20 protein-coding genes are annotated in these 19,875 nt (G+C 36.6%); 5 read left to right on the top strand and 15 right to left on the bottom strand.

Features of this window, described 5'->3' with window-relative positions:
• Positions 1 to 447: 447 nt before the first annotated feature.
• Positions 448 to 1,323 carry a YitT family protein gene (locus tag LAV82_RS12825; RefSeq protein WP_013058095.1) on the bottom strand — a complete coding sequence of 292 codons (876 nt, stop codon included), beginning with the start codon at positions 1,321 to 1,323 and terminating at the stop codon, positions 448 to 450.
• Positions 1,324 to 1,613: 290 nt separating this feature from the next.
• Between LAV82_RS12825 and LAV82_RS12820 the strand changes: the two genes are divergently transcribed.
• Entirely contained in the window at positions 1,614 to 1,814 is a 201-nt protein-coding gene (locus LAV82_RS12820) for a cold-shock protein (protein WP_013058096.1), read from the top strand.
• 183 nt (positions 1,815 to 1,997) lie between these two features.
• Here LAV82_RS12820 and LAV82_RS12815 read toward each other — a convergent pair whose 3' ends face one another.
• From LAV82_RS12815 to LAV82_RS12800, 4 genes are all read right to left on the bottom strand, one after another.
• Positions 1,998 to 2,168, bottom strand: coding sequence for a hypothetical protein (locus LAV82_RS12815; RefSeq protein WP_013058097.1), 171 nt, complete (start codon positions 2,166 to 2,168; stop codon positions 1,998 to 2,000).
• Between the two features lie 322 nt (positions 2,169 to 2,490).
• Positions 2,491 to 2,694 (bottom strand): cold-shock protein, encoded by a 204-nt coding sequence (locus LAV82_RS12810; protein ID WP_013056405.1) that lies wholly within the window; start codon positions 2,692 to 2,694, stop codon positions 2,491 to 2,493.
• 290 nt (positions 2,695 to 2,984) lie between these two features.
• Positions 2,985 to 4,388 carry an MFS transporter gene (locus LAV82_RS12805; protein WP_061859353.1) on the bottom strand — a complete coding sequence of 468 codons (1,404 nt, stop codon included), beginning with the start codon at positions 4,386 to 4,388 and terminating at the stop codon, positions 2,985 to 2,987.
• A 912-nt stretch (positions 4,389 to 5,300) separates the two neighbouring features.
• Complete coding sequence (locus LAV82_RS12800; protein ID WP_499716210.1) at positions 5,301 to 6,515, bottom strand: threonine synthase; 1,215 nt, start codon at positions 6,513 to 6,515, stop codon at positions 5,301 to 5,303.
• Between the two features lie 538 nt (positions 6,516 to 7,053).
• On the opposite strand from LAV82_RS12800, the gene LAV82_RS12795 reads away from it, so the two are divergent.
• A complete protein-coding gene (locus tag LAV82_RS12795; RefSeq protein ID WP_499716209.1) occupies positions 7,054 to 7,725 on the top strand; it encodes a MarR family winged helix-turn-helix transcriptional regulator in 672 nt (223 codons plus the stop codon).
• A gap of 53 nt (positions 7,726 to 7,778) precedes the next feature.
• A complete protein-coding gene (locus tag LAV82_RS12790; protein WP_211077719.1) occupies positions 7,779 to 9,305 on the top strand; it encodes an MDR family MFS transporter in 1,527 nt (508 codons plus the stop codon).
• A 177-nt stretch (positions 9,306 to 9,482) separates the two neighbouring features.
• Here the strand turns inward: LAV82_RS12790 and LAV82_RS12785 are convergent, their stop codons facing one another.
• From LAV82_RS12785 to LAV82_RS12755, 7 genes are all read right to left on the bottom strand, one after another.
• Positions 9,483 to 9,773, bottom strand: a complete 291-nt coding sequence (locus LAV82_RS12785) for a hypothetical protein (protein WP_074895254.1) — start codon at positions 9,771 to 9,773, stop codon at positions 9,483 to 9,485.
• Between the two features lie 37 nt (positions 9,774 to 9,810).
• A complete protein-coding gene (locus tag LAV82_RS12780; RefSeq protein ID WP_074895255.1) occupies positions 9,811 to 10,092 on the bottom strand; it encodes a hypothetical protein in 282 nt (93 codons plus the stop codon).
• A gap of 36 nt (positions 10,093 to 10,128) precedes the next feature.
• Positions 10,129 to 10,905, bottom strand: coding sequence for an SDR family NAD(P)-dependent oxidoreductase (locus LAV82_RS12775; RefSeq protein ID WP_499716208.1), 777 nt, complete (start codon positions 10,903 to 10,905; stop codon positions 10,129 to 10,131).
• Between the two features lie 188 nt (positions 10,906 to 11,093).
• Complete coding sequence (locus tag LAV82_RS12770; protein ID WP_255255970.1) at positions 11,094 to 11,228, bottom strand: hypothetical protein; 135 nt, start codon at positions 11,226 to 11,228, stop codon at positions 11,094 to 11,096.
• A gap of 205 nt (positions 11,229 to 11,433) precedes the next feature.
• Positions 11,434 to 11,670: a hypothetical protein gene (locus LAV82_RS12765; RefSeq protein WP_029323192.1), complete on the bottom strand. Its 237-nt coding sequence runs from the start codon at positions 11,668 to 11,670 to the stop codon at positions 11,434 to 11,436.
• Positions 11,671 to 11,845: 175 nt separating this feature from the next.
• Positions 11,846 to 12,073, bottom strand: coding sequence for a hypothetical protein (locus tag LAV82_RS12760; RefSeq protein WP_211077717.1), 228 nt, complete (start codon positions 12,071 to 12,073; stop codon positions 11,846 to 11,848).
• A 29-nt stretch (positions 12,074 to 12,102) separates the two neighbouring features.
• Entirely contained in the window at positions 12,103 to 12,549 is a 447-nt protein-coding gene (locus LAV82_RS12755) for a helix-turn-helix domain-containing protein (RefSeq protein WP_307871986.1), read from the bottom strand.
• A gap of 250 nt (positions 12,550 to 12,799) precedes the next feature.
• On the opposite strand from LAV82_RS12755, the gene LAV82_RS12750 reads away from it, so the two are divergent.
• On the top strand, positions 12,800 to 13,306 hold the full coding sequence (locus tag LAV82_RS12750; RefSeq protein WP_029323199.1) for a CcdC protein domain-containing protein: 507 nt from the start codon (positions 12,800 to 12,802) through the stop codon (positions 13,304 to 13,306).
• Positions 13,307 to 13,521: 215 nt separating this feature from the next.
• Positions 13,522 to 14,466, top strand: coding sequence for a phosphotriesterase family protein (locus LAV82_RS12745; protein WP_499716207.1), 945 nt, complete (start codon positions 13,522 to 13,524; stop codon positions 14,464 to 14,466).
• 129 nt (positions 14,467 to 14,595) lie between these two features.
• On the opposite strand, the gene LAV82_RS12740 is transcribed toward LAV82_RS12745, so the two are convergent.
• The 3 genes from LAV82_RS12740 to LAV82_RS12730 all read right to left on the bottom strand — a co-directional run bounded on the left by LAV82_RS12740 (position 14,596) and on the right by LAV82_RS12730 (position 19,833).
• On the bottom strand, positions 14,596 to 15,513 hold the full coding sequence (locus LAV82_RS12740) for an iron-hydroxamate ABC transporter substrate-binding protein (protein WP_499716534.1): 918 nt from the start codon (positions 15,511 to 15,513) through the stop codon (positions 14,596 to 14,598).
• 185 nt (positions 15,514 to 15,698) lie between these two features.
• Complete coding sequence (locus tag LAV82_RS12735) at positions 15,699 to 16,961, bottom strand: SulP family inorganic anion transporter (protein ID WP_499716206.1); 1,263 nt, start codon at positions 16,959 to 16,961, stop codon at positions 15,699 to 15,701.
• Positions 16,962 to 17,427: 466 nt separating this feature from the next.
• Positions 17,428 to 19,833: a glycoside hydrolase family 31 protein gene (locus LAV82_RS12730; RefSeq protein ID WP_499716205.1), complete on the bottom strand. Its 2,406-nt coding sequence runs from the start codon at positions 19,831 to 19,833 to the stop codon at positions 17,428 to 17,430.
• Positions 19,834 to 19,875 lie beyond the last annotated feature (42 nt).

Raw genomic sequence — 19,875 nt, 5'->3', positions numbered from 1 at the left:
AAGAAAGTTTACTCCGACCTCTATACAATAGCAGATTTTTTCTTCCCCCGCTGTGAGAAAACGCACAGCGCCAAGTCCTTGGTGATGGTACGATAAAGATGACCTTTCTGAGACAGGAAAAGTCATCCTTTGTATTATATAAGAACCATCATTCTGTTGAATCTCTGTTCTTTTATGTTCAGAGATTTTTTCTGTTGGATTTGTTAGATGAAGAGAAAAACCGAGGAAAAATCATTACATTAATGTCTACAGGTGCCTTCTCCACTTTAATTCTGACCGTTTCACTTTTTCAGCGTATCCGGTTTTAAAACCCTCCGCTAAGCAATTGGATTTTACGACATACAAAAGCAGCGGATGTAAAACATCACGCTGCTTTTCTTATCTCTACATCCCCGCCTAAAAGTGGATTATTGTAGAGTGTTTGTACAAATATAGTGATTCGTGTACTTAGTGAATATTATTCTTTCTGAAATTACCGCCTTTAACTTCCGCTACATCATATACCGTAACAAAAGCCGTCGGGTCAATTTCGTTGATAATTTCTTTCATTTTGCTTTCTTCCAAGCGGTTGATTACGCATGTGATTTCCTTAAATTTCTCATGAGAATAACCGCCGTAAGCTTCTTTGTATGTAGCGCTTCGACCTAAACGATCACGTATTGTCTCTACCATTAACGCAGGCTGAGAAGTGATAATCTGGAAGGTTTTCGATCCGCTTAGCCCTACCTCTACGATGTGAATAACTTTGGATGCAATAAAGTATGCAATTGCAGAAAGAATCGCGCCTTGCAGACCAAATACTAATGAAACGAAAATAAATACAAATGCATTTAAGAACAAAATAAGATCACTTGTTCCAAACGGTAGTTTTCGAGAAAGCAGCACGGCTAGCATATCGATGCCATCTAAGGCCCCGCCGTTACGAAGTGCAATTCCCATTCCAAACCCAAGGATAATACCGCCAACAACGGTTACGAGTAGTGTATCTCCTTCAATAATTGCTGGAGTGTGATGCATGAGGCTAGTGCCGACAGCTAATGAGACAATTCCGAGGATGGAAAATATGGCAAAGCTTTTCCCAATTTGTTGATATCCTAACCATACAAAAGGAATGTTGATAACGGCGATGAGAACCCCAAGTGGCAAGCCAAATAGGTTTGAAGCGACGATGCTAATGCCTGTTACCCCTCCATCTGAAACATGGTTTGGAATTAAGACAGTTTCTAAGCCGTAAGCTGCAATAATTCCTCCGATAATGACCATTAATGCTCGGAAAGCAATTTTTAGCCGCTTAGGCCTGTGATGTTTTTTAGTTGTGTTCATATAATTCCTCACTTTTAAATGTTTTTTACTATTTAAGTGTACCACAAACATTCTCTTTATTTGAACTAAGGAGGCTTACGTATCGTTTTTTAGCTCACATAGTGCAAACATAGATAAAAGAGAAATTCTAGCTGTACAGACTCTATCCTTGCAATAAGTCCCTATTTCTGTTAAGTTTAAGAAGAATTATTTTTGTTCGGTAAAGATTGATAAGTTAAATAACTTTCGTCTGGAGATTTGGGCAAGGATAGTAACACAATGTGTGCATGTCACACTAGGAGGCAACAATTATGGAACAAGGTAAAGTAAAATGGTTTAACGCAGAAAAAGGTTTTGGATTCATCGAACGCGAAAACGGAGACGATGTATTTGTACATTTCTCAGCAATCCAAAGCGAAGGCTTCAAATCTTTAGACGAAGGTCAAGCAGTTACATTTGACGTAGAACAAGGTCAACGCGGCCCTCAAGCTTCTAACGTTCAAAAAGCTTAATCCATCATAAATATAAAAAGACAGACTCCATGGAGTCTGTCTTTTTCATTTCCTTGAAAATGTCATAATAAAACCCTATCCACTGAGGAATAGGGCTTATTAATACAAAAATAGTAATCGGTAATACAAATGGTAAATTCAGTATAGCACAGTATAGACAAAATCCAAACTATAAATCAATATTTATTCATGTTTCATTAATTCTTCTTCAAAGAAAAACGTACTTGGATATTTATCCACTGTATAAGAGTATCTTTTCATATTTTTTACATAATGGCTTTTTAAGATGATTACTCTTTCATTAGATGCTTTTATATTTACAATTTCTCCATTAGAAAATAAGCTTATACTCATATTCCTCATCCTCTCTCGTATCAAAAATAATCAAATTTCCAACTTTATTTATCGGGAAATATAAGGTGCATCTCTCAAGGCTAATCCAGCGAAGGTTAGTTATTTTTGATACCTTCAGGCGTATATGTACTCCTAAAGCATACAGTTCTATAACCATAAGGGGGTTTTTTCTATTTTTTTGCGACACGGGATTTTACATATAGGTAACTCTTCTTTAATAGCATTCTGTCTCCAATGTCTTTACCTATTTTTTAAGTAATCTTTTTAAATTATTAAAATCCAAAGCAAAAAGACCCCTATGTGGAGTCTTTTTTAGTTTTAATTATGCTACTTTATGAACGTTAGCAGCTTGTGCTCCACGTTGGCCTTGTTCGATATCAAACGTCACTTTTTGACCTTCTTCTAGCGATTTAAAGCCTTCACCTTGAATAGAGCTGAAATGTACGAATACATCGTCTCCGCCTTCAATTTCGATAAAGCCGAAGCCTTTGTCTGCATTAAACCATTTCACTGTACCTTGTTCCATAATAGTGCCTCCTGGTGTGGAATACTCCACGCTTGTATTACTACCCTTGTCCAACCATACTATCTTAAGATAAAAAATTCTATGGAAGAGATTTCTCTTCTCTCAATCTTATACCGAACAAAAATAATTAACTTAATCGTAACATACAGAATCAAAGATAGCAAATACAGGGAATGGGATAAATTATTGAATGATAAAAAGAGCCTTCTCTATGCTATACAAGGAGAAGACTCTTTTTCAGTGTTCATATTTTGCGCAGCAGTTAATGTAGCAGCTGCTTTTTATTCACTTTATTTTTCTGTTTGCTCTGTGTGCCACCATAATGAATCTTTTGGATTTTCAACAGCTTCATTGTATTCAGATTTAGAAGCAACCGTTGGGTATGAACCTTTGAGTGATTTTCCTGCTGTGTTCGCAAACAAGAATAAAATCACGAAAAATCCGATGATGCTCACAATGGTTAAATAAAACGCTGGAGCCAAGTGATTGCCTGTTGCGTGAACTAACCATGTCGCAACTAATGGCGTCGTTCCTCCAAAGATAGAAACTGAAACATTAAACGTGATCGCTAATGTTCGGTAGCGAATATCTGTGTAGAACATTGTTGGCAGCGTTCCTGGCATTGTTCCTTCATACGTAGCAAGTAAAACACCTAAAATAAGAATACCGATTGAAACAAAGACTAAACCATTTAAGTTAATTAAATAGAACGAAAAGGCTGACAGTAAGCTCAATCCACCTAAACCGATTAAGAAAACTTTCTTGTTTCCGATTTTGTCACTCAGTTTTCCAAACATAAGAGCAAGCGGCACCATTAAAATCATAACTGCCGTAATTAATACCGTACCAACTGTGTTTGATAAACCAATAATTTCATTTAAATAAGAAGGCATGTACGATAATAGCATATAGTTTGTAATGTTAAAGAAAGCCACGGCTACGAAACAAACAAACACATCTTTTTTGTGATTTTTTAAAATAGAGAGGAAGCTTTCTTCTTCAACTTCGTCTTCGTTGGAAAGTTCATTTTCAAAAATAGGTGTTTCCCCTAAACTTCTTCGTAAATAAAAACCAATAAGTCCTAAAGGTAATCCTAATAAGAAGGGAATTCTCCAGCCCCATGAGGCCATTTGTTTATCCGACAGAATAAAAAATAGTAAGCTAGCTAGCAGTGAAGCAAGAATATAACCAACAAGTGTACCGATTTCTAGTCCACTTCCAAGTACATTTCGCTTATTATCTGGAGACGATTCTGCAATATACACCATCGCACCAGCATATTCACCACCAGTTGAAAAACCTTGAATGATTCGTGCAATTAATAAAAGGATGGGTGCCCATATACCGATTTGATCATATGTAGGTAACAACCCAATGAGTAATGTGGAAAAGGCCATTAAAATAATGGTGGTGGTTAAAACGACTTTCCTTCCTAACTTGTCCCCAATTTTACCGAATATAACACCGCCTAATGGACGCATTAAAAAGGCAATCGCAAATGTGGCAAATGTGAACACTAATTTGAGCTGATCATTTTCAACTGCGCTAAAAAAGTTTTGACTAATAATTACGGCTAAATATGAATACAAGCCAAAGTCAAACCATTCCATCGCGTTTCCTACTCCTGTAGCAAAGACGCTTTTTTTAGCTTTGTCAATATCTACGACGTTAATTTTTTTCTTATTAAACTTCATTTCATTACGTCACCTCCGCGGTATACGATTATACAAGACTGAGTAGTAAAGTCAAATTTGACTTACTGTATTTCACACTTAAATGTGTTGGAACACTCCTTATTTTTAAGTAAAAAATGAAAACTATTCATGTGATGTTAAATATTAAAAAAGGTTATGGCTAAAGGGATTGAAGCCAAAAAATGCTGAGGAAGGAACGCTAACAAATAAATGAATTAAAACCAAAATAAACTTTTTTTATTTCAACGTACAATTCATTGCTATTTAAAAAACGATTTTCGCCTAAAATAGGGATCGTTTTCGATGGAATTACAGTCACTGAAATAGTAATTTGTCATTAAAGATAGCGCATCTGGTTCACAATGTGCTTGGTAGCAATTTCCACTCAGGTTATCTGACAATTATTGTTACAACCCATTAGATATAAGCTTTATTTTTGTAATAGAAACAGTGTTTCTTTACAAAAATTATGTAGCCTTAAAAATAAATATAAAGCCCGTTCCAACAAGTGCAGCAATGGATGATTCGGTCCATAGAATAAAACTTTAAGAGTTGGCTGGGGTTCTAGGGATAGAAATTCAACTCCTTTCTCCGTATAATCGTTCGTGGCTTCAAGTAGGTCTTCTACTGTAAAAGCAAGCGGGTTTACAATGCGACTTTTGTCATATTCTTCAAGTTGCGTAATATGCCAGCTCCACTCCCTCACCAAGCTGTTTTTCCGGATAGAAAGATACTCTCTTTCTTCTCTTAGATACCCCATAAGACGAACTTTAAACCTAAATATACCCGTATAGTTTTGAACATAAAGATTCACACTTATTACATTTTTTTACACAAGGTAAACGTTTTATCTGCGATAAAACAAAAAACAGACCTCCGCTTAGACGGAGATCTATTTAGGTGTTTCTTGCTTTATTTTTTAGTGAGGCTGCCTTTTCGTTCTAAAACAGGTACTTCAATATCTACCGTGTTTGGATATTTAACTCCAAGCCCTGTATTTAAAGCAACAACCGTTTCGTTTTCTTTAATCCAGCCTTCTTCTCGCAAACGGCGTGCAGCTAAAAATGTAGCCGCACCCTCCGGACAAATAAACGATCCTTCAAGCTGTGCAACCTTTTTTTGTTCCTCAACAATTTTATCTTCATCCACCGCAATCGCGCATCCATTTGTATTGTATACGGCTTCTAAAACTAAGAAGTCTCCAATCGCTTTTGGTACGTTGATACCAAAGGCAATGGTTGAAGAATCCGGCCAAAATTCAGACTCTTGTTTTCTTTCATTCCATGCTTTTACAATAGGCGCACAGTTTTCAGCTTGTACCGCAACTAGGCGAGGAAGCTCACCTTTAATCCAGCCAAGCTCTTTTAACTCATTTAACGCTTTATAAATTCCGATTAAACCAACGCCGCCTCCTGTTGGATATAAAATCACGTCTGGAAGATTCCAAGAAAACTGTTCAGCTATTTCTAGGCCCATTGTTTTTTTGCCTTCGATTCGGTACGGCTCTTTAAGCGTAGAAGCGTCATAAAGCCCCCAAGCTTTAATAGCCTCGCCGACAATTTTACCCGCATCGCTGATAAGCCCGTCGACTAAGTAAAGGTCAGCTCCAGCGACAGCACACTCATTTCGTGTAATAACAGGCGCATCTTTTGGCATGACAACGGTTGCTTTTATGTCAGCGCGTGACGAATAAAGCGACCAGGCAGCTCCGGCGTTGCCATTGGTAGGCATCGCTAACTGTTCAACGCCCAGTTCTTTTGCTTTTGAAACGCCTACAGCGGCGCCTCGAGCTTTGAATGATCCTGTTGGAATAATGCCTTCATCTTTCATATATAAGTTTGAAATATCCATTTCTTTACCTAGCTTAGACATTTTTATAAGCGGCGTCATGCCTTCACCTAAGGAAACGACGTTTTCTGGATCTTCTACTGGAAGCAGCTCATGATATCTCCATAAATTTGGTTCTCTGCTTTGAACATCTTCTGGAGTCAGGTTAGCTTTCAATCTCTCTAAATCATACGCTACTAATAACGGTGAACCACATTCACATAATTGATGTTTTTCTTTTACACTATATTCTTTTTTACATTTAGGACAATATAAGTGAGAAACATAACTAAACAGCATCATACACACTCCTTTAAATTCTGTAAACATACTACCCTCATTATAATTTATATTATTTCCATCAGAATTGTAAGGTATGATTTACCCATCATTTTATTGAATATTAATAAAAGTATAAATCCCTATTACATTAGGGTTTTTATTCTTTTTCTCACTTTGTTTATATTATTTTTTTAAAGTTAACATCAGTGAATTTAAATAAAAACGCGAAAAGAAATGTAATTCGCACTTTAATTATAGGAATAACCATTTAAGAAGTAGTAACTGCTCTTCGAATTTCCCCATAGAAACGTTTACTGCTATTCAAAACAAAATTTACTTAGCAAGACCTCTCTTCAACTATTCGGCAAGACGTTTACTTACTGAACTCTATTCAGCTTTTATCTATATATTTAATTTTGTCAAAGTATCTTTTTTATAAGATATTGACATTTTAGTAAGGTACCTTTATTATTTGATAAGGTACCTTACTTTTTTTGAGAAGATAAAATTTTTTGTGCAGATAAGGATAACGTTAATTAGCAAGGAGGTTTTTATCATGAATGAAAGAGATAACGAATATTTACACGATCAAGATTTAATCGATCAATTTTTTAGGTTCCAGAGACAGCTGGCAAGATATCAGCGATACTACTTTATCAGCAGAAGAGATCCTGGAGCACTAGGTGATCAGCACCGGGGGCAAGGACGGATATTAAAATTATTAAAATTGCAGCCTAAAACTACACAAAAAGAGCTGTCGTACTTACTGGATATGAGACCTCAGTCAATAGGTGAATTACTTAGTAAGTTAGAAAGAAAAGGTTACATTGTTCGTACGCCATCTGAGAAAGATCGGCGAGTACTTTCCGTTGAGCTAACAGAAGCTGGACTAGAAGCTATCGAGGCTACGGAGGAACAAGACAATAACTCAGGCATCTTTGATGTTCTTTCAGAAGAAGAGCAGGATACTCTTTCACATTTAATGCAAAAGTTAAATACTCATTTAGATGAAGAAATGTTAAAACAAGGTCATGATGAAAATCAAGAATTTCGACGCCATAATGACCTACGAGGATTTGGACCTCACCACAGATTTTTTGGTGGTGATCCAGAGCATGGTCCAAGAAGTTTTGGGCGCGAACCTTGGGGAGACGGTGCTGAATTTAGAACACCGAGATTTAGAAACCGAAATCCCCGAGAGACTAATAGAGATAATAACGAGAAATGATTCACATGCTGTTTAGTGATCATTTCTAATAATTTCACGAGAGGAAACGCAATATGGAAAACATCTCAAATGTTGGAGAACAAGTTTTAAATAATAAAAACAATAAAATACTAGTAATGACTGGATTAATGATTGGAATTATTTTTTCTGAGCTTGATGAAACAGTTGTAAATACAGCCATGCCAACGATTATACGTGATCTTGGCGGATTATCTATGTATGGCTGGGTTGCAGGCATCTATATGCTAGCTCTATCTGCTTTCATGCCTATACTAGGAAAATTAGCTGATTTATTTAGTCGAAAAAAAGTCTACTTCGCTTCTATGGCTTTCTTTATTGGAGGCTCCATTATATGCGGGCTTTCTCATTCAATGATTATGCTTTTAATTGGAAGAGGAATTCAAGGACTTGGCGCGGGTGGCCTCATGCCATTAGCCATGACGATTTCGAGTGATTTGTTCCCTGTTGAACAACGAGCAAAAGTTCAAGCGTTTATGGGACCAGTTATGTTTATCCCTATGCTTTTAGGCCCGCTAATGGGAGGCTTTTTTGTAGATCAAGCAAGCTGGCATTGGATTTTCTTCGTGAATATTCCAGTGGGATTAATAGCAGTCATTTTTTTAGCAAGTGGGTTAAAAGAAGTACATGAAAGAAAAAAAGTAAAAATTGATTGGGCAGGAGCTATTCTTCTAGTAGCTGCAATCATTTCGTTATTAATTACGCCTGTTTTAGTCGAGAACGAAGGGTATACGTGGAGCTCTCCATTTATCGTTTCGCTACTATGTGTAGGCGTGATTTTAATTGGACTGTTTATTTGGGTGGAATCAAAAGTGATTGAACCTATTGTACCGCTGCATCTATTTAGAAATCGTAATATTTTAGTATTGTCACTGCTTGTTTTTACTGTAGGCTGTGGATTGATGGGCTCATTCTCATCTTTCCCTTACTTTGCACAAAACGTATTAGGCCTTACTCCTACAGAATCTGGGTATTTAACTTTGCCCATGATGGTAGGTGCTGTTGCAACCTCAATCGTTTCTGGATTTCTATTAACAAAAGTTCGGTACCGCGAATTATTCGTGATTTCTTTCATTATGCCTGTTATCGGTTTTTATTTATTTTCTAAATTAGATATTAGTACCACTACCCTGCAGGTCATTATTTTCTTTTTTATCACCGGTCTTGGTTTAGGCGTCATGTTCGGTGGAGATAACTTAATTGTTCAAGAATCTGTAGAAAAAGAACACAAAGGAATTGCCTTGGCAACCGTTCCATTGTTTCAGTCTATTGGCGCAACTGTCGGAGTAAGTATGTTTGGGACGCTATTATCTTCCACACTTACGTCAAAGCTAAGCAGTTTAGGCGATGAATTGCCTAAAAGTATGGCAAATAACATGAATAGCCTTGCAGCAGGAGGAATTCCAAGTGGACTTACTCCAGAATTATTTATGAAAATTAAAGTTTTATTTATTGAATCGTTTCAGCATATCTATACTTACGCATTTGTACTTACGATCATTGCCTTTGTTTTATGCTTCTTTCTAAAAAAAGAAGTGCTATCTTCAAAATCAGAAGAGTAATAAAAGAGATTCTTGCTTTAGCCAAAGGTGTATTTGTACAACAGTCGTTCCGAAAAATGCAAAAGCCAATTCGAATTTAACACGAATTGGCTTTTTTTATTAATAGATTAAAGATTTTACTTTAGTTGTTCCTAATTCATATTACTATGGGCTGTACTCTTGATGGTTCTTTCTTTTTTAAATAGGTTTATTAGTACTCTCTTTCTTAAAGACTCCTATTAACATCGTAACAAGTCCTACTAAGAAGAAAAATGGAAACAATAACATCATTAATGCAACTCCTGCAAAACCTTCTTCCTGACTAATAGCATATAGAACCGAAACCACCCATGAAAAAAATGGAGCTATGATTAATATAATCGTTGTTCCCCACACTATATATTTTCTTTTAGCTGTTTTCCCTCGGCTTAGTCCGCTTGCAAACATAAGCCCTACTACTAAAACTGTTAATGCCACTCCAATTGCCATTTCATCACCGCCTTTAGCAGCCAGTTTCTCTTCTACTTTACATCGTTTTCTTTTTTGCCTCTTGGACGGAAATAAATACGCTTGTAACAACAAGTAAGAGTAAACCTTCTCCGATAATCATTAAACCTTTTATTTGAATGTCTAGAGCATCAAACCCGCTTATTTTCGCAAAAGCATAAAGAAGTAAAAATGAACCGAATAACATAGTAACGAATGAAATAACAAGGGCGACTATTCTTTTGTTACATACGATACTTACAAAAAGGATTACCGTAAATACGATACTAATGGCCATACAATTATTAAGAATGAAAGACATACGCATCCCCTTAAATATCTTTTTATTCCATTATTCTTACTCAAACCTAAATCCAATCCCACCGTCTACAATAATGTTTTGACCCGTAACAAACGAAGCATCATCAGAAAGGAGCCATTTTACTGCTTTTGCGGCTTCAATCGGATCACCAATTCTGCCCAGCGCGTTTAGCTTTTGATAGGATTCATTGAGCTTTGCTTTTTCGTCTTCAGATAGATTTGAAAACCTTTCTTCTAACATAGGCGTACGAAATGCACCTGGGCACAGAGAGTTAATTCTTATATGTTGATGGCCATATTCTTGAGCAACTGACTTCGTTAAAGCAATCACACCGCTTTTCCCAGCCGCATATACGCCAGTCCCTGCTGAACATAAAATAGCGTCCATTGACGATGTATTTACAATGACCCCGCTATTTTGTTTGGTCATTACCTGCAGCTGATATTTCATACAAAGCCATACACTTTTTAACGTAACGTTTATTAAATGGTCAAAGTCTTCTTCTTTGAATTCATGGGTAGCATTAGAAGCTGCCTCCGTGTTAGCCGCATTATTAAAGCTCACATCAACTTTTCCAAACGTCGAGTATGTTTGGCTCACGAGATTTTTAACATCTTGACTATTCGTTACATCCGTTTTGATAAAAAGAGAGTGAGGAGACCACTTTCTTAATACAGAAAGAGCTTCTTCTCCTTTTTCACTATTTCTAGAAGCAATCACGATATGCATGCCCTCTTTTGCGAGTAATTCCGCTGTAGCTAAGCCAATCCCCGACGTTCCACCCGTAATAATCCCTACTTTTTCTTCAAACATATAGTTCTCCCCTTTTGCGTTTAATGAAGTCCCAACAAATTAAATGTAGTAACATTAGCCATAGAAGTTATTCAGCTTTGGATAGATTAATACCTGCTTCGAAACACTAAAAAGAGAGTAAGACACAACTAAAGCAATTCAATCTAAAGGCGAGCAAATTGGATACATGAGCTAGTTTAGGTCACTCGCTACATCGCTGTTGATTTCTGTGCAAGGCTTCGCTTTCCGCGGGCACCCGCTGAGCCTCCTCGTCGCTTACGTTCCTGCGAGGTCTCACCTATTCCGCTTTTCCCGCAGGAGTCTTCGCCATGCCCTCCAATCAACCGCTAGAAGCACCTACCCACATAAACGAAACCTACGTCCATCACAATAACAAAAAAATCCGAACGAGTTTGATTCTCCATCCCTCGTTCGGATTCACCTTCAACTAAACTACTTTTGTCTCAACCTCTTTTAATTAGCCACTAACTTGATTATGAGAAACAGATAAAGTAGATTTTCGATTCCATAAATAGAAAGCATAACCGCTTAAAAATAGATTCTCGTTCTAAACGACATGTTTTGTTGAAAAGAGAAGAAATGCGGCCACTTTTTTGTTTTTGTGAGATAAAAAGCTATTCCTATTGCCAAAGGAACGATTCCTAAAAACTGAAGATAATGTGTAGTAGGATGCGTCATGCTCACGTATGCACCGTTTACCACAAACCAAAAAATGACTAAGATTTCTAGACCAATAACTTTCCACAAAAGTTTTGACTTAATCATTACTAAACCAACTTTCTCCTTTAGCGTTCATTAATAACCTATACTATTCGCTTTAAGAATTTTATATGTTACTGACTCTTTTATCATTTAAGCTCGTAGAAAGTACTGAGTAAAGTTTAAGGCAACGTTCTATCCGTTTAAAATAAGGAGATGGCTTTCTACTGTTTTACTGTGATTATACAAGGTACAAAAACGCACAAAATCCTGCCCACGTGACATAATCACTGAACTCCATTTTTTTACCGCCTCTAACAAGTACATTTACAGCCCAGTTCAAAACATTTCCTTCAGACGTTTTATCTACATACTTTCTCCCTAAAGAGTATGCGACCACTCGAAATAAGTAATAGCTGGCTAAACATAAAAGAGATATGATCATAAAATTCAAATTCAATTCTTTCACCTGGTACACCTCATCGTTTTTCTGCTATTTCATCCTTGTTCATAAAAATCTTTTTTGACGTCTTTTAAAAGTTTTAAGATACCTTTATAAAAGCAAGCGATTAACATTCCAGCGATATTGGACACCATCGTAATTGTAAGATTGCCGATAATCAGGCTAAGAAAAGTACCAAGAAACATAATACCTATTCCGATATAAAAACCTGGGTGAAACAGTTCATCGTTGTCCTCTTTTTCTTCTTCACGAATGTTTATTCTGTTTTGTAATGTGGCATCCTTTTTAATAAATTCATCAATAGTCGTCTCGTAGATGTCGCTTAATTTTAAAAGATATTGAATGTCAGGATAGCTTTTATTATTCTCCCACTTATGTATGTGCTGTACCGATACACTCAGCTGCTCAGCAACTTCTTCTTCCGACATCTTTTGTTCTTCTCTTAATTTTTGCAACTGATTTCCTAACCTCAACTCATTCACCTCTATAACTATGACAGCGTGTAAACAAAATTTATTTACACTACGCTTTCTATAATTCTAACATATTATGGTAAAAAAGAGATAAACAGTTAATGAAGCATATACAAAAAACTAAAACGGCATTCATAAAAAATAATGAGAATTCTCATGTGTAAAAATGAAAGAATGCACTTTTATCTCCATCCTTTTATTGTTTATACTAAATAGTGGATTGTACGAACATCGAAATAAAAAAGGAGGAAACATGACGATGGAAATGCTATTTATTTATATATTGGTTATCGCTCTTATTGGATTCATTATTTGGAGAAGGGTTAAAAGGAGACATAGACCCATTAAAAGGAATGGACTTGGTATATTAGCTCCTATTTTGTTCATATTAATTGCATTTTCACTTAGTCTAAGTCAGATGATGCACATACCAGGCCAGCCCTTTCACTTACCTCCCTACTGGGAAATGATGATTGCTGGTGTACTAGGTGCTATATTCGGACTCATTATGCTTAGCCAAACAGACTATGAAGTAAGAGAAGATGGCTTTATTTATTCAAAGCCAAATAAGAATTTTAAATATGTGATTATCGCCATTATCTTTATAAGAATGGCTTTGAGCCAATACTTCAAAGGCTTAGATTCCATAGACTTCGCGGTCTTAACGATGACACTAGCTTTTATATATATTGTCATTTGGAGAGTTGGCAGCTATATGAAATTCCGTAAATTAAACGGTGATAATTACAGCGTAAATGCTGGGTAATCATCAATATAACTAGTCCTTCTTTCTGTTTGGAAAGAAGGATTTTTTGTCATAGTGAGTAAAAGTCCCGCCTGTTGTGTAAGACAACACATATGTTGTATAATGCAATATGTGTTTTTTATAACAGTAGTCTATATATAAAAACAGATTATATTAAAACTGTACCTAATCACTCGCTGTTTGATTTACAGGTATATGATGAAAGGAATCGTACTATGACATTTATCAATTCGGTAACAGGCCCAGTCCATACGTCAGAACTAGGGCTAACGTTAATCCATGAACATATGCGCGTTCGTTCTGAATCTGTTCATGCGCAGTTTCCTCATTTGTATGATGAAGAACAAGAAGTTGCAAAAGCAGTAGAACAAGTAAATCGTGCGAAGGCACTCGGAGTCAAAACAATCTGTGATCCTACGGTGATGGAACAAGGACGGGATATTCGTTTTATTGAACGAATTGCCCGTGAAACAGACACTCAAATCGTCGCAGCCACAGGAATTTATACGTATAACTACATCCCTACCCATTTTCAAACTCGAAGCATTGACTATATGGCAGACCTGTTTGTTCGAGACATTGAAGTCGGCATTCAAAACACGTCGATCAAAGCAGGTTTTTTAAAATGCGCTACGGATGTACCTGGCGTAACGGCTGATGTAGAAAAAGTAATGCGCGCTGTAGCACGAGCTCATAAAAAAACAGGCGTGCCGATTATGACGCATTCACATCCTGCAAGCGGTACGGGCTTGAAGCAGCTTGACATCTTACTGGATGAAGGCGCTAATCCAAATCAAATTCTGATTGGACATACGGGAGATACGGATAATCTTGAGTACATTTCAAACATATTAACTCAAGGTGCTTTTATTGGAATGGACCGCTACGGCCTAACAAGAGAATGTTCAACTGAAAATAGAAACAACACGGTTATTGAGTTAGCTAAACAAGGATATTCAAACCGCATGTTTCTCTCACAAGACTACTGCTGTACAATGGACTGGTTTCCAGAAGGCGTGATTGAAGAACGTTTTCCAAAATGGTCGATGAGCTTTGTATTAGAAGAAGTCGTTCCTGAGTTAAAAAGAAAAGGCGTAACGGAACAGCAGATTCAGCATATGCTTTTTGATAACGCTCGCTGCTGGTTTGAAGGAAAGTAATGAAGACGGACAATACGCCTCCTATAAATTGAAATAATAGTTTATAGAGGGCGTATCCATTCCGTTTATATCTAAGCTTTGTTCGTGTAGAACCGGGCTAATTTTCGAATAAAAAATATATCTCACCTGTTATTTTTCAAGAAACGATTTTTCGAAAAATCCTAAAAGATATTCCAATGTTATTGGATCACTGTAGGTCGAAGCTTTTGTGTTAATTTCGAACACACGATTGTTCTTAACCGCAGGTATGTTCTTCCACACACTTGTTTTTAAAAACGAATTATCGCCATCCGTACTTTTACTCAAGATTATATAATCGCCCGCGAACTCAGGAAGTAATTCTGAAGAAAACGTATAGATACCCGATTCAAGTGCTTTCTCTTTTACTTTTTTAGGCATGTTTAGCTTCATTGCCTGATACAATACTTCTGTTCCGCGCGCATAGTTATTTCCAAATACATAAAACTCTTTATTGCCGCTTTCAATCACAGAAACAGTCGCATCTTTACCGATTTTTTTGCGAATTGTTTCTCCTGCAGCCGCTGCGCGTTTTTGGAAATCATTCACCCATTCTTTCGCTTCTTTTTCTTTGTTTAAAAGCTTTCCAATTTCTATTTGCTGATTCAAATAATCTAATTTACCCCAAGTAAAGACAACGGTAGGAGCTATTTTATTTAGTTTCTTGATGTTCTTCATTTCAGATCCAGCAATAATTAAGTCTGGTTTCAGCTCCATAATCTTTTCTAAATCATCCTCTGATACTACTTCTACTCCCTTTACTTTTTCTTTAAAAAGCGGGTTCATACTGCTCCATTCATCAATCCCAACGAGCTTTCCTCCTAAAGACATTACATTAGGGCCGTTGCTAAGAGCCACTATTCTTTTAGGGTTTTTAGGAACTTTGACAGGTCCAGCTTCTGATTTATATGTAATTGTTTCACTTTTAGTATCTCCCTTATCTTTTCCGTTTGTCGTTTCGCTGTTTCCACAAGCGCTCACGATAATAGCCAGTATAAGTAGAAATGGTATAAAAAATAGCTTCTTCAGTTTAATCTTCTCCTTTTTCACGTTGTTCTTATTTGATAATGATAATCTTTATCAATTATTACTCTGTATATATTATACGTCAGTGATAACGATTGTCAATAACTATAAAATTTTCCACCAAAGAAAAAAAGGCCTCTATACTTAGAGGCCTTTTTCTATTACTTCATTCATCTCACTTAGTAAAATTAACTCGTTTTTCTTAATAACTTTTGTTTTTCTTTGCTCTTTTTTATCATAAAGTGTGCACCCGACAAACATAATCCAACGGCTATTCCGATCGTCAGGTTTGTAAACACCGTTAACGAAAATGTCGTAAGTAAAACCAGGGAATGAAATGATCTTTCTTTTATCACTTTTGCAAACTGTTCTTTTTTACTTATATTCCATGCCACGACCATCAAAACTGGAGCGAGACTAGCAAGCGCCACGTATGAAGCGTACGGAGCGAGCACTAACAGCACAATCAACACAAAGATAGCGTGCGTGATTCCTGCAATTGGAGAGGAAGCGCCGTTTTTAATATTGGTAACAGTTCTTGCAATCTCTCCTGCCGCGGGAATACCTGAAAACATCGGCGTTATCATGTTTACGATTCCCTGGCCAATCAGTTCTTTTTTGCTGCTGTGCTTTGATTTTGTCATTTCATCTGCAACGCGAGCTGTCAGTAAAGATTGTAACCCTACAAGTATAGCAATGACAAATGCAGAAGGTAAAAGAGTTACCAGCCTCTCCACTGTTATATCTGGAAACGCTGGCGCCGGAAAATGACGAGGTATCTCTCCGTAAATGGAACCAATGGTTTCAAACTGATTGGAAAAGAAAAAAGATGCCAAGCCCGTTGATACAATGATTCCAAGTAAATAGGACATTCCCAGCGACTTAGGTGAAAAGTAAAGAACAATTAAAATCGTAGCTAAGCACAATCCTGCTGTAGCGATACTATAGATGTTGATGAAGTGTAAATTACCAAAGATCTCTTTTATATTTAAATGAAAATACTGATATTTTTCAATAGCGTGTAACCCAAGGAAGTTTGGAATCTGCCCGCTAAAGATAATCAGCGCAATTCCCGACTGAAATCCTACAATAATAGAGGACGGAAAATACTTGATTAAAGCTCCTACTTTACATAGCGCAAAGATAATGAGGAGAATTCCGGACATAAAGCCGGCAATTAATAAGTTTTCATAGCCATATTGCAGCACAATCCCTAATAAAACAGGAACAAACGCACCGGTAGGTCCCGCGATTTGAAACCTACATCCACCTAAAATAGCAATTAGCAGCCCTGCTACAATCGTTGTATAAAGTCCTGTAACAGGCGATATTCCAGAAGCTATCGCAAATCCTAACCCTAAAGGTATAGCTATAATGCCAACAACAATACCTGATAGTATATCTTTCTTCAAATGCTGCAAGGAGTAATTTCGAAAAACCTCTAGATTCATAAGTGTACATCAGCCTCCATTTTAAGTAGTGAGGTTACCCATTCGTATTTTGGTCATACAACCTTATTTAACTTTCATTCGTTCAAAATAAGGTGGGCTACTCGATTACTTCTATTTTAAAGGAGACAACTTACAAAAAAATAAAGAGGAAATTAGAAGTTTATTAGCAAGTTATTAAAATTTTCTTAAGAATTCTTACTATTTATTCTTTTAGTTATTTTTTAGATAGAGCTAGGTAAAACCGGTACGATTTTCTCGATATAAGACTTTAAGAGCTATAAACTGAGGGAATAATGAAGTCTTTGTTCACGCAGACCCTAGGTAGAGGCTTGAAACAGAGTCTTCTAGGCATACAATTTTTGATACTTATCGCTGTAAATAAATCTTTTTTACTCAACTGCGCTATAAATGTAGAAATAAAAACAACTAGACCCTATAGTAGCTATAGGGTCAATGATTATATTTATTAACAGCTCAGATTATAACTAAATGTTCCTTTTCCAACATTTTGATCTAATCCATTGATAGTTAGCTTGCGCTGCTCTTTTTCCGGAAGGTGAAACGTAATCTGGTTATAAGGCAATTCATAAGAACCTTCCTTGTTAATGTTTATTTGAATCTCATCTTCTGTAGTTTCCATATCAACATGAATGTACGCAAATGTGTGCAAATATTCGTTTGTTAACCCATCATCTTCATATAAGCTATAAGAAGATCTCCCTTTCCCTCTACAAGGAAATAATAAAAATCCTCTTTCATCCATATTCTTCGTTGAAAAAGTTACTTCTGCTTCATTAATCGGGATGATTGCTCCCGCCTTAGCTAGCAGCGGCGTATAGTGTAAAGGTGCAGGAATTTCAACCTTTTTTCCCCCTTCATACCACGTTCCAACATGAAAATCGTACCATCCTCCAGGATTATTTGGCAAATACACTTCTCGCTCTTTCTTTCCTTTTTCAACAACGGAAGCAACCAGCAGAGAATCGCCTAGCATAAAGTCGTCATTTTCTTCAAAGGTAGTTTCATCATGTTCAAAATCATAAAAAGTAGGCCTTATAATAGGATGGTAGCTATTAGAGGTTTCGCGCAACTCACTATAAATATATGGAATTATTTTTGTTCTAAATTTAATTAATTCTCTAATTGAGTCTAGAACTTCAGGATACATCCAAGGTTCATTAACTGTCTCGTCATCGTTCCAAGAGTGGATAGTAAATCTCGGATGAACAATTCCATTTTGTATCCATCTTACGAATAATTCAGGTTCAGGAGCAGGGCCAGAAAATCCACCTACGTCATGTCCAAAATTATAAATACCGGATAAACTTAGCCCTATCCCCATCTTGATATTGAATTTTAACGTTTTCCAACTGGTGCGATTATCGCCTGTCCATGTTTGCACATAACGATGCATTCCCACAGAGCCGGATCGTGATATTAAATAAGGACGCAACTGAGGGTTATGTTCCAACTGTGCTTCATAGGAAGCCTTCATCATAAGCAGTGGATGAAGTGCACGAATCAGTTCAAACTCTTTATTGTTCCCAAAACCGTGACAGATGGCTTCCTTACTCCAGATTTCAAATTCATTATTATCATTCCAAGTGGAATCAATTCCATAATCCAATAACTTTTCTTTTACTTGCCCTTTCCACCAGTCGTAGGTTTCTTTATTGGTAAAATCTAAATAAGCACCTATTTCATCCCAAAATTGTGCCATTTCAGGTTCTTCGTTATGACTATTTGTTATAAACATCTTTTTTTCTTTTAACTCATTAAATAAGGGATGATCTTTTAATAAACAGGGCTTAATATTTGCACATAAACGTAAACCCTTATCATGAAAGTCGTTTACCATCTTTTTTGGTGAAGGAATTTTTGATTGGTTCCAATTAAATACATAACGCTTATCTTCTATTGACGTATAGCCCGACGACAATTGGAATGAATCACATAAGATATCATGTTTTTCACACAGCTTTAAGAATTCGTTTAACTGCATTTGTGCATCTGGAGCATCGGTATAACTCATTGTCGATCCAGAATACCCCAAGCTCCACTTCGGTGGAAAAATTGTTTGTCCAGTTAACCATGAAAATTTCCGAGTAACATCTTTAACTTTTGGGCCTCCAATAATATAGTAATCTAAATCACCTTGTTTAGCTTGATAGTATCTGTATAGCTCATGATAGTTATCGAGTTCCGTACCTAGTTCGAAAATTGAACTGGACAAATTATCATAGAAGACCCCAAATGAGAATCCTGTTTCTCTATGCCTTGTGATGTAAAAAGGAATATGTTTATAAAGAGGATCGCTATATTCTGCATCATACCCCATTGCATCAATTGCTTGCATTCGATAGCGCTTTCCATGTTTATCAACTGATCCTGTCTTTTCTCCTAATCCAAAATATTGTTCATCTAAATCACGCTTTAAATAATGAACGATCCCCTCACCAAGTGAACCATCAAAATTATACGCCTGAGTTTTTCGGTCATTCGCAAAATTCACCCACCCAGAATCCTCACGGTAAAACCAGCTAATCTTAAATCCATTTAAATCAACATTAAGCTTTAACGCTGAAGTTTCTACGGTGCATTCACCGTTATTATTACTGAACTCATAGCTTGGTAGTGAAAAACCGCTTGTATCCAAACGTTTGCGCCCCTCCAATGGAACATCTGCCTGCCCGGGTGCGACGCTCCAAGTTTTATCTAGTTGTAACTCTTTACCGTCTGTAAACAAAACTCTGATAATGTCCGTTTCAAGTACCATAATTTTCGCGTATATGTTACTCTCTGCTAGTTCAAATTGAAGAATATTATTAGCTTCATTCAAGAAAGTAAATTGATAATTCTCTTTAATACTCATGTCGCATCTCCTTTACTGTGCATGTATTATAAAATAGTATGT

Source organism: Bacillus sp. ILBB4 (assembly GCF_035064545.1).
GTDB lineage: Bacteria > Bacillota > Bacilli > Bacillales > Bacillaceae_H > Priestia.
Note: the sequence above shows the minus strand (reverse complement) of the source record. Positions and strands in the feature narration are given on the sequence as shown.

Excerpts from the sequence above, each read along its gene's own strand:
- LAV82_RS12775 (WP_499716208.1), bottom strand. The coding sequence starts at position 10,905 with ATGTTTGAAGAAAAAGTAGGGATTATTACGGGTGGAACGTCGGGGATT.
- LAV82_RS12785 (WP_074895254.1), bottom strand. The coding sequence starts at position 9,773 with ATGGCAATTGGAGTGGCATTAACAGTTTTAGTAGTAGGGCTTATGTTT.
- LAV82_RS12810 (WP_013056405.1), bottom strand. The coding sequence starts at position 2,694 with ATGGAACAAGGTACAGTGAAATGGTTTAATGCAGACAAAGGCTTCGGC.
- LAV82_RS12805 (WP_061859353.1), bottom strand. The coding sequence starts at position 4,388 with ATGAAGTTTAATAAGAAAAAAATTAACGTCGTAGATATTGACAAAGCT.
- LAV82_RS12745 (WP_499716207.1), top strand. The coding sequence starts at position 13,522 with ATGACATTTATCAATTCGGTAACAGGCCCAGTCCATACGTCAGAACTA.
- LAV82_RS12735 (WP_499716206.1), bottom strand. The coding sequence starts at position 16,961 with ATGAATCTAGAGGTTTTTCGAAATTACTCCTTGCAGCATTTGAAGAAA.
- LAV82_RS12790 (WP_211077719.1), top strand. The coding sequence starts at position 7,779 with ATGGAAAACATCTCAAATGTTGGAGAACAAGTTTTAAATAATAAAAAC.
- LAV82_RS12825 (WP_013058095.1), bottom strand. The coding sequence starts at position 1,323 with ATGAACACAACTAAAAAACATCACAGGCCTAAGCGGCTAAAAATTGCT.
- LAV82_RS12730 (WP_499716205.1), bottom strand. The coding sequence starts at position 19,833 with ATGAGTATTAAAGAGAATTATCAATTTACTTTCTTGAATGAAGCTAAT.
- LAV82_RS12800 (WP_499716210.1), bottom strand. The coding sequence starts at position 6,515 with ATGCTGTTTAGTTATGTTTCTCACTTATATTGTCCTAAATGTAAAAAA.
- LAV82_RS12780 (WP_074895255.1), bottom strand. The coding sequence starts at position 10,092 with ATGTCTTTCATTCTTAATAATTGTATGGCCATTAGTATCGTATTTACG.
- LAV82_RS12750 (WP_029323199.1), top strand. The coding sequence starts at position 12,800 with ATGGAAATGCTATTTATTTATATATTGGTTATCGCTCTTATTGGATTC.
- LAV82_RS12795 (WP_499716209.1), top strand. The coding sequence starts at position 7,054 with ATGAATGAAAGAGATAACGAATATTTACACGATCAAGATTTAATCGAT.
- LAV82_RS12815 (WP_013058097.1), bottom strand. The coding sequence starts at position 2,168 with ATGAGTATAAGCTTATTTTCTAATGGAGAAATTGTAAATATAAAAGCA.
- LAV82_RS12765 (WP_029323192.1), bottom strand. The coding sequence starts at position 11,670 with ATGATTAAGTCAAAACTTTTGTGGAAAGTTATTGGTCTAGAAATCTTA.
- LAV82_RS12820 (WP_013058096.1), top strand. The coding sequence starts at position 1,614 with ATGGAACAAGGTAAAGTAAAATGGTTTAACGCAGAAAAAGGTTTTGGA.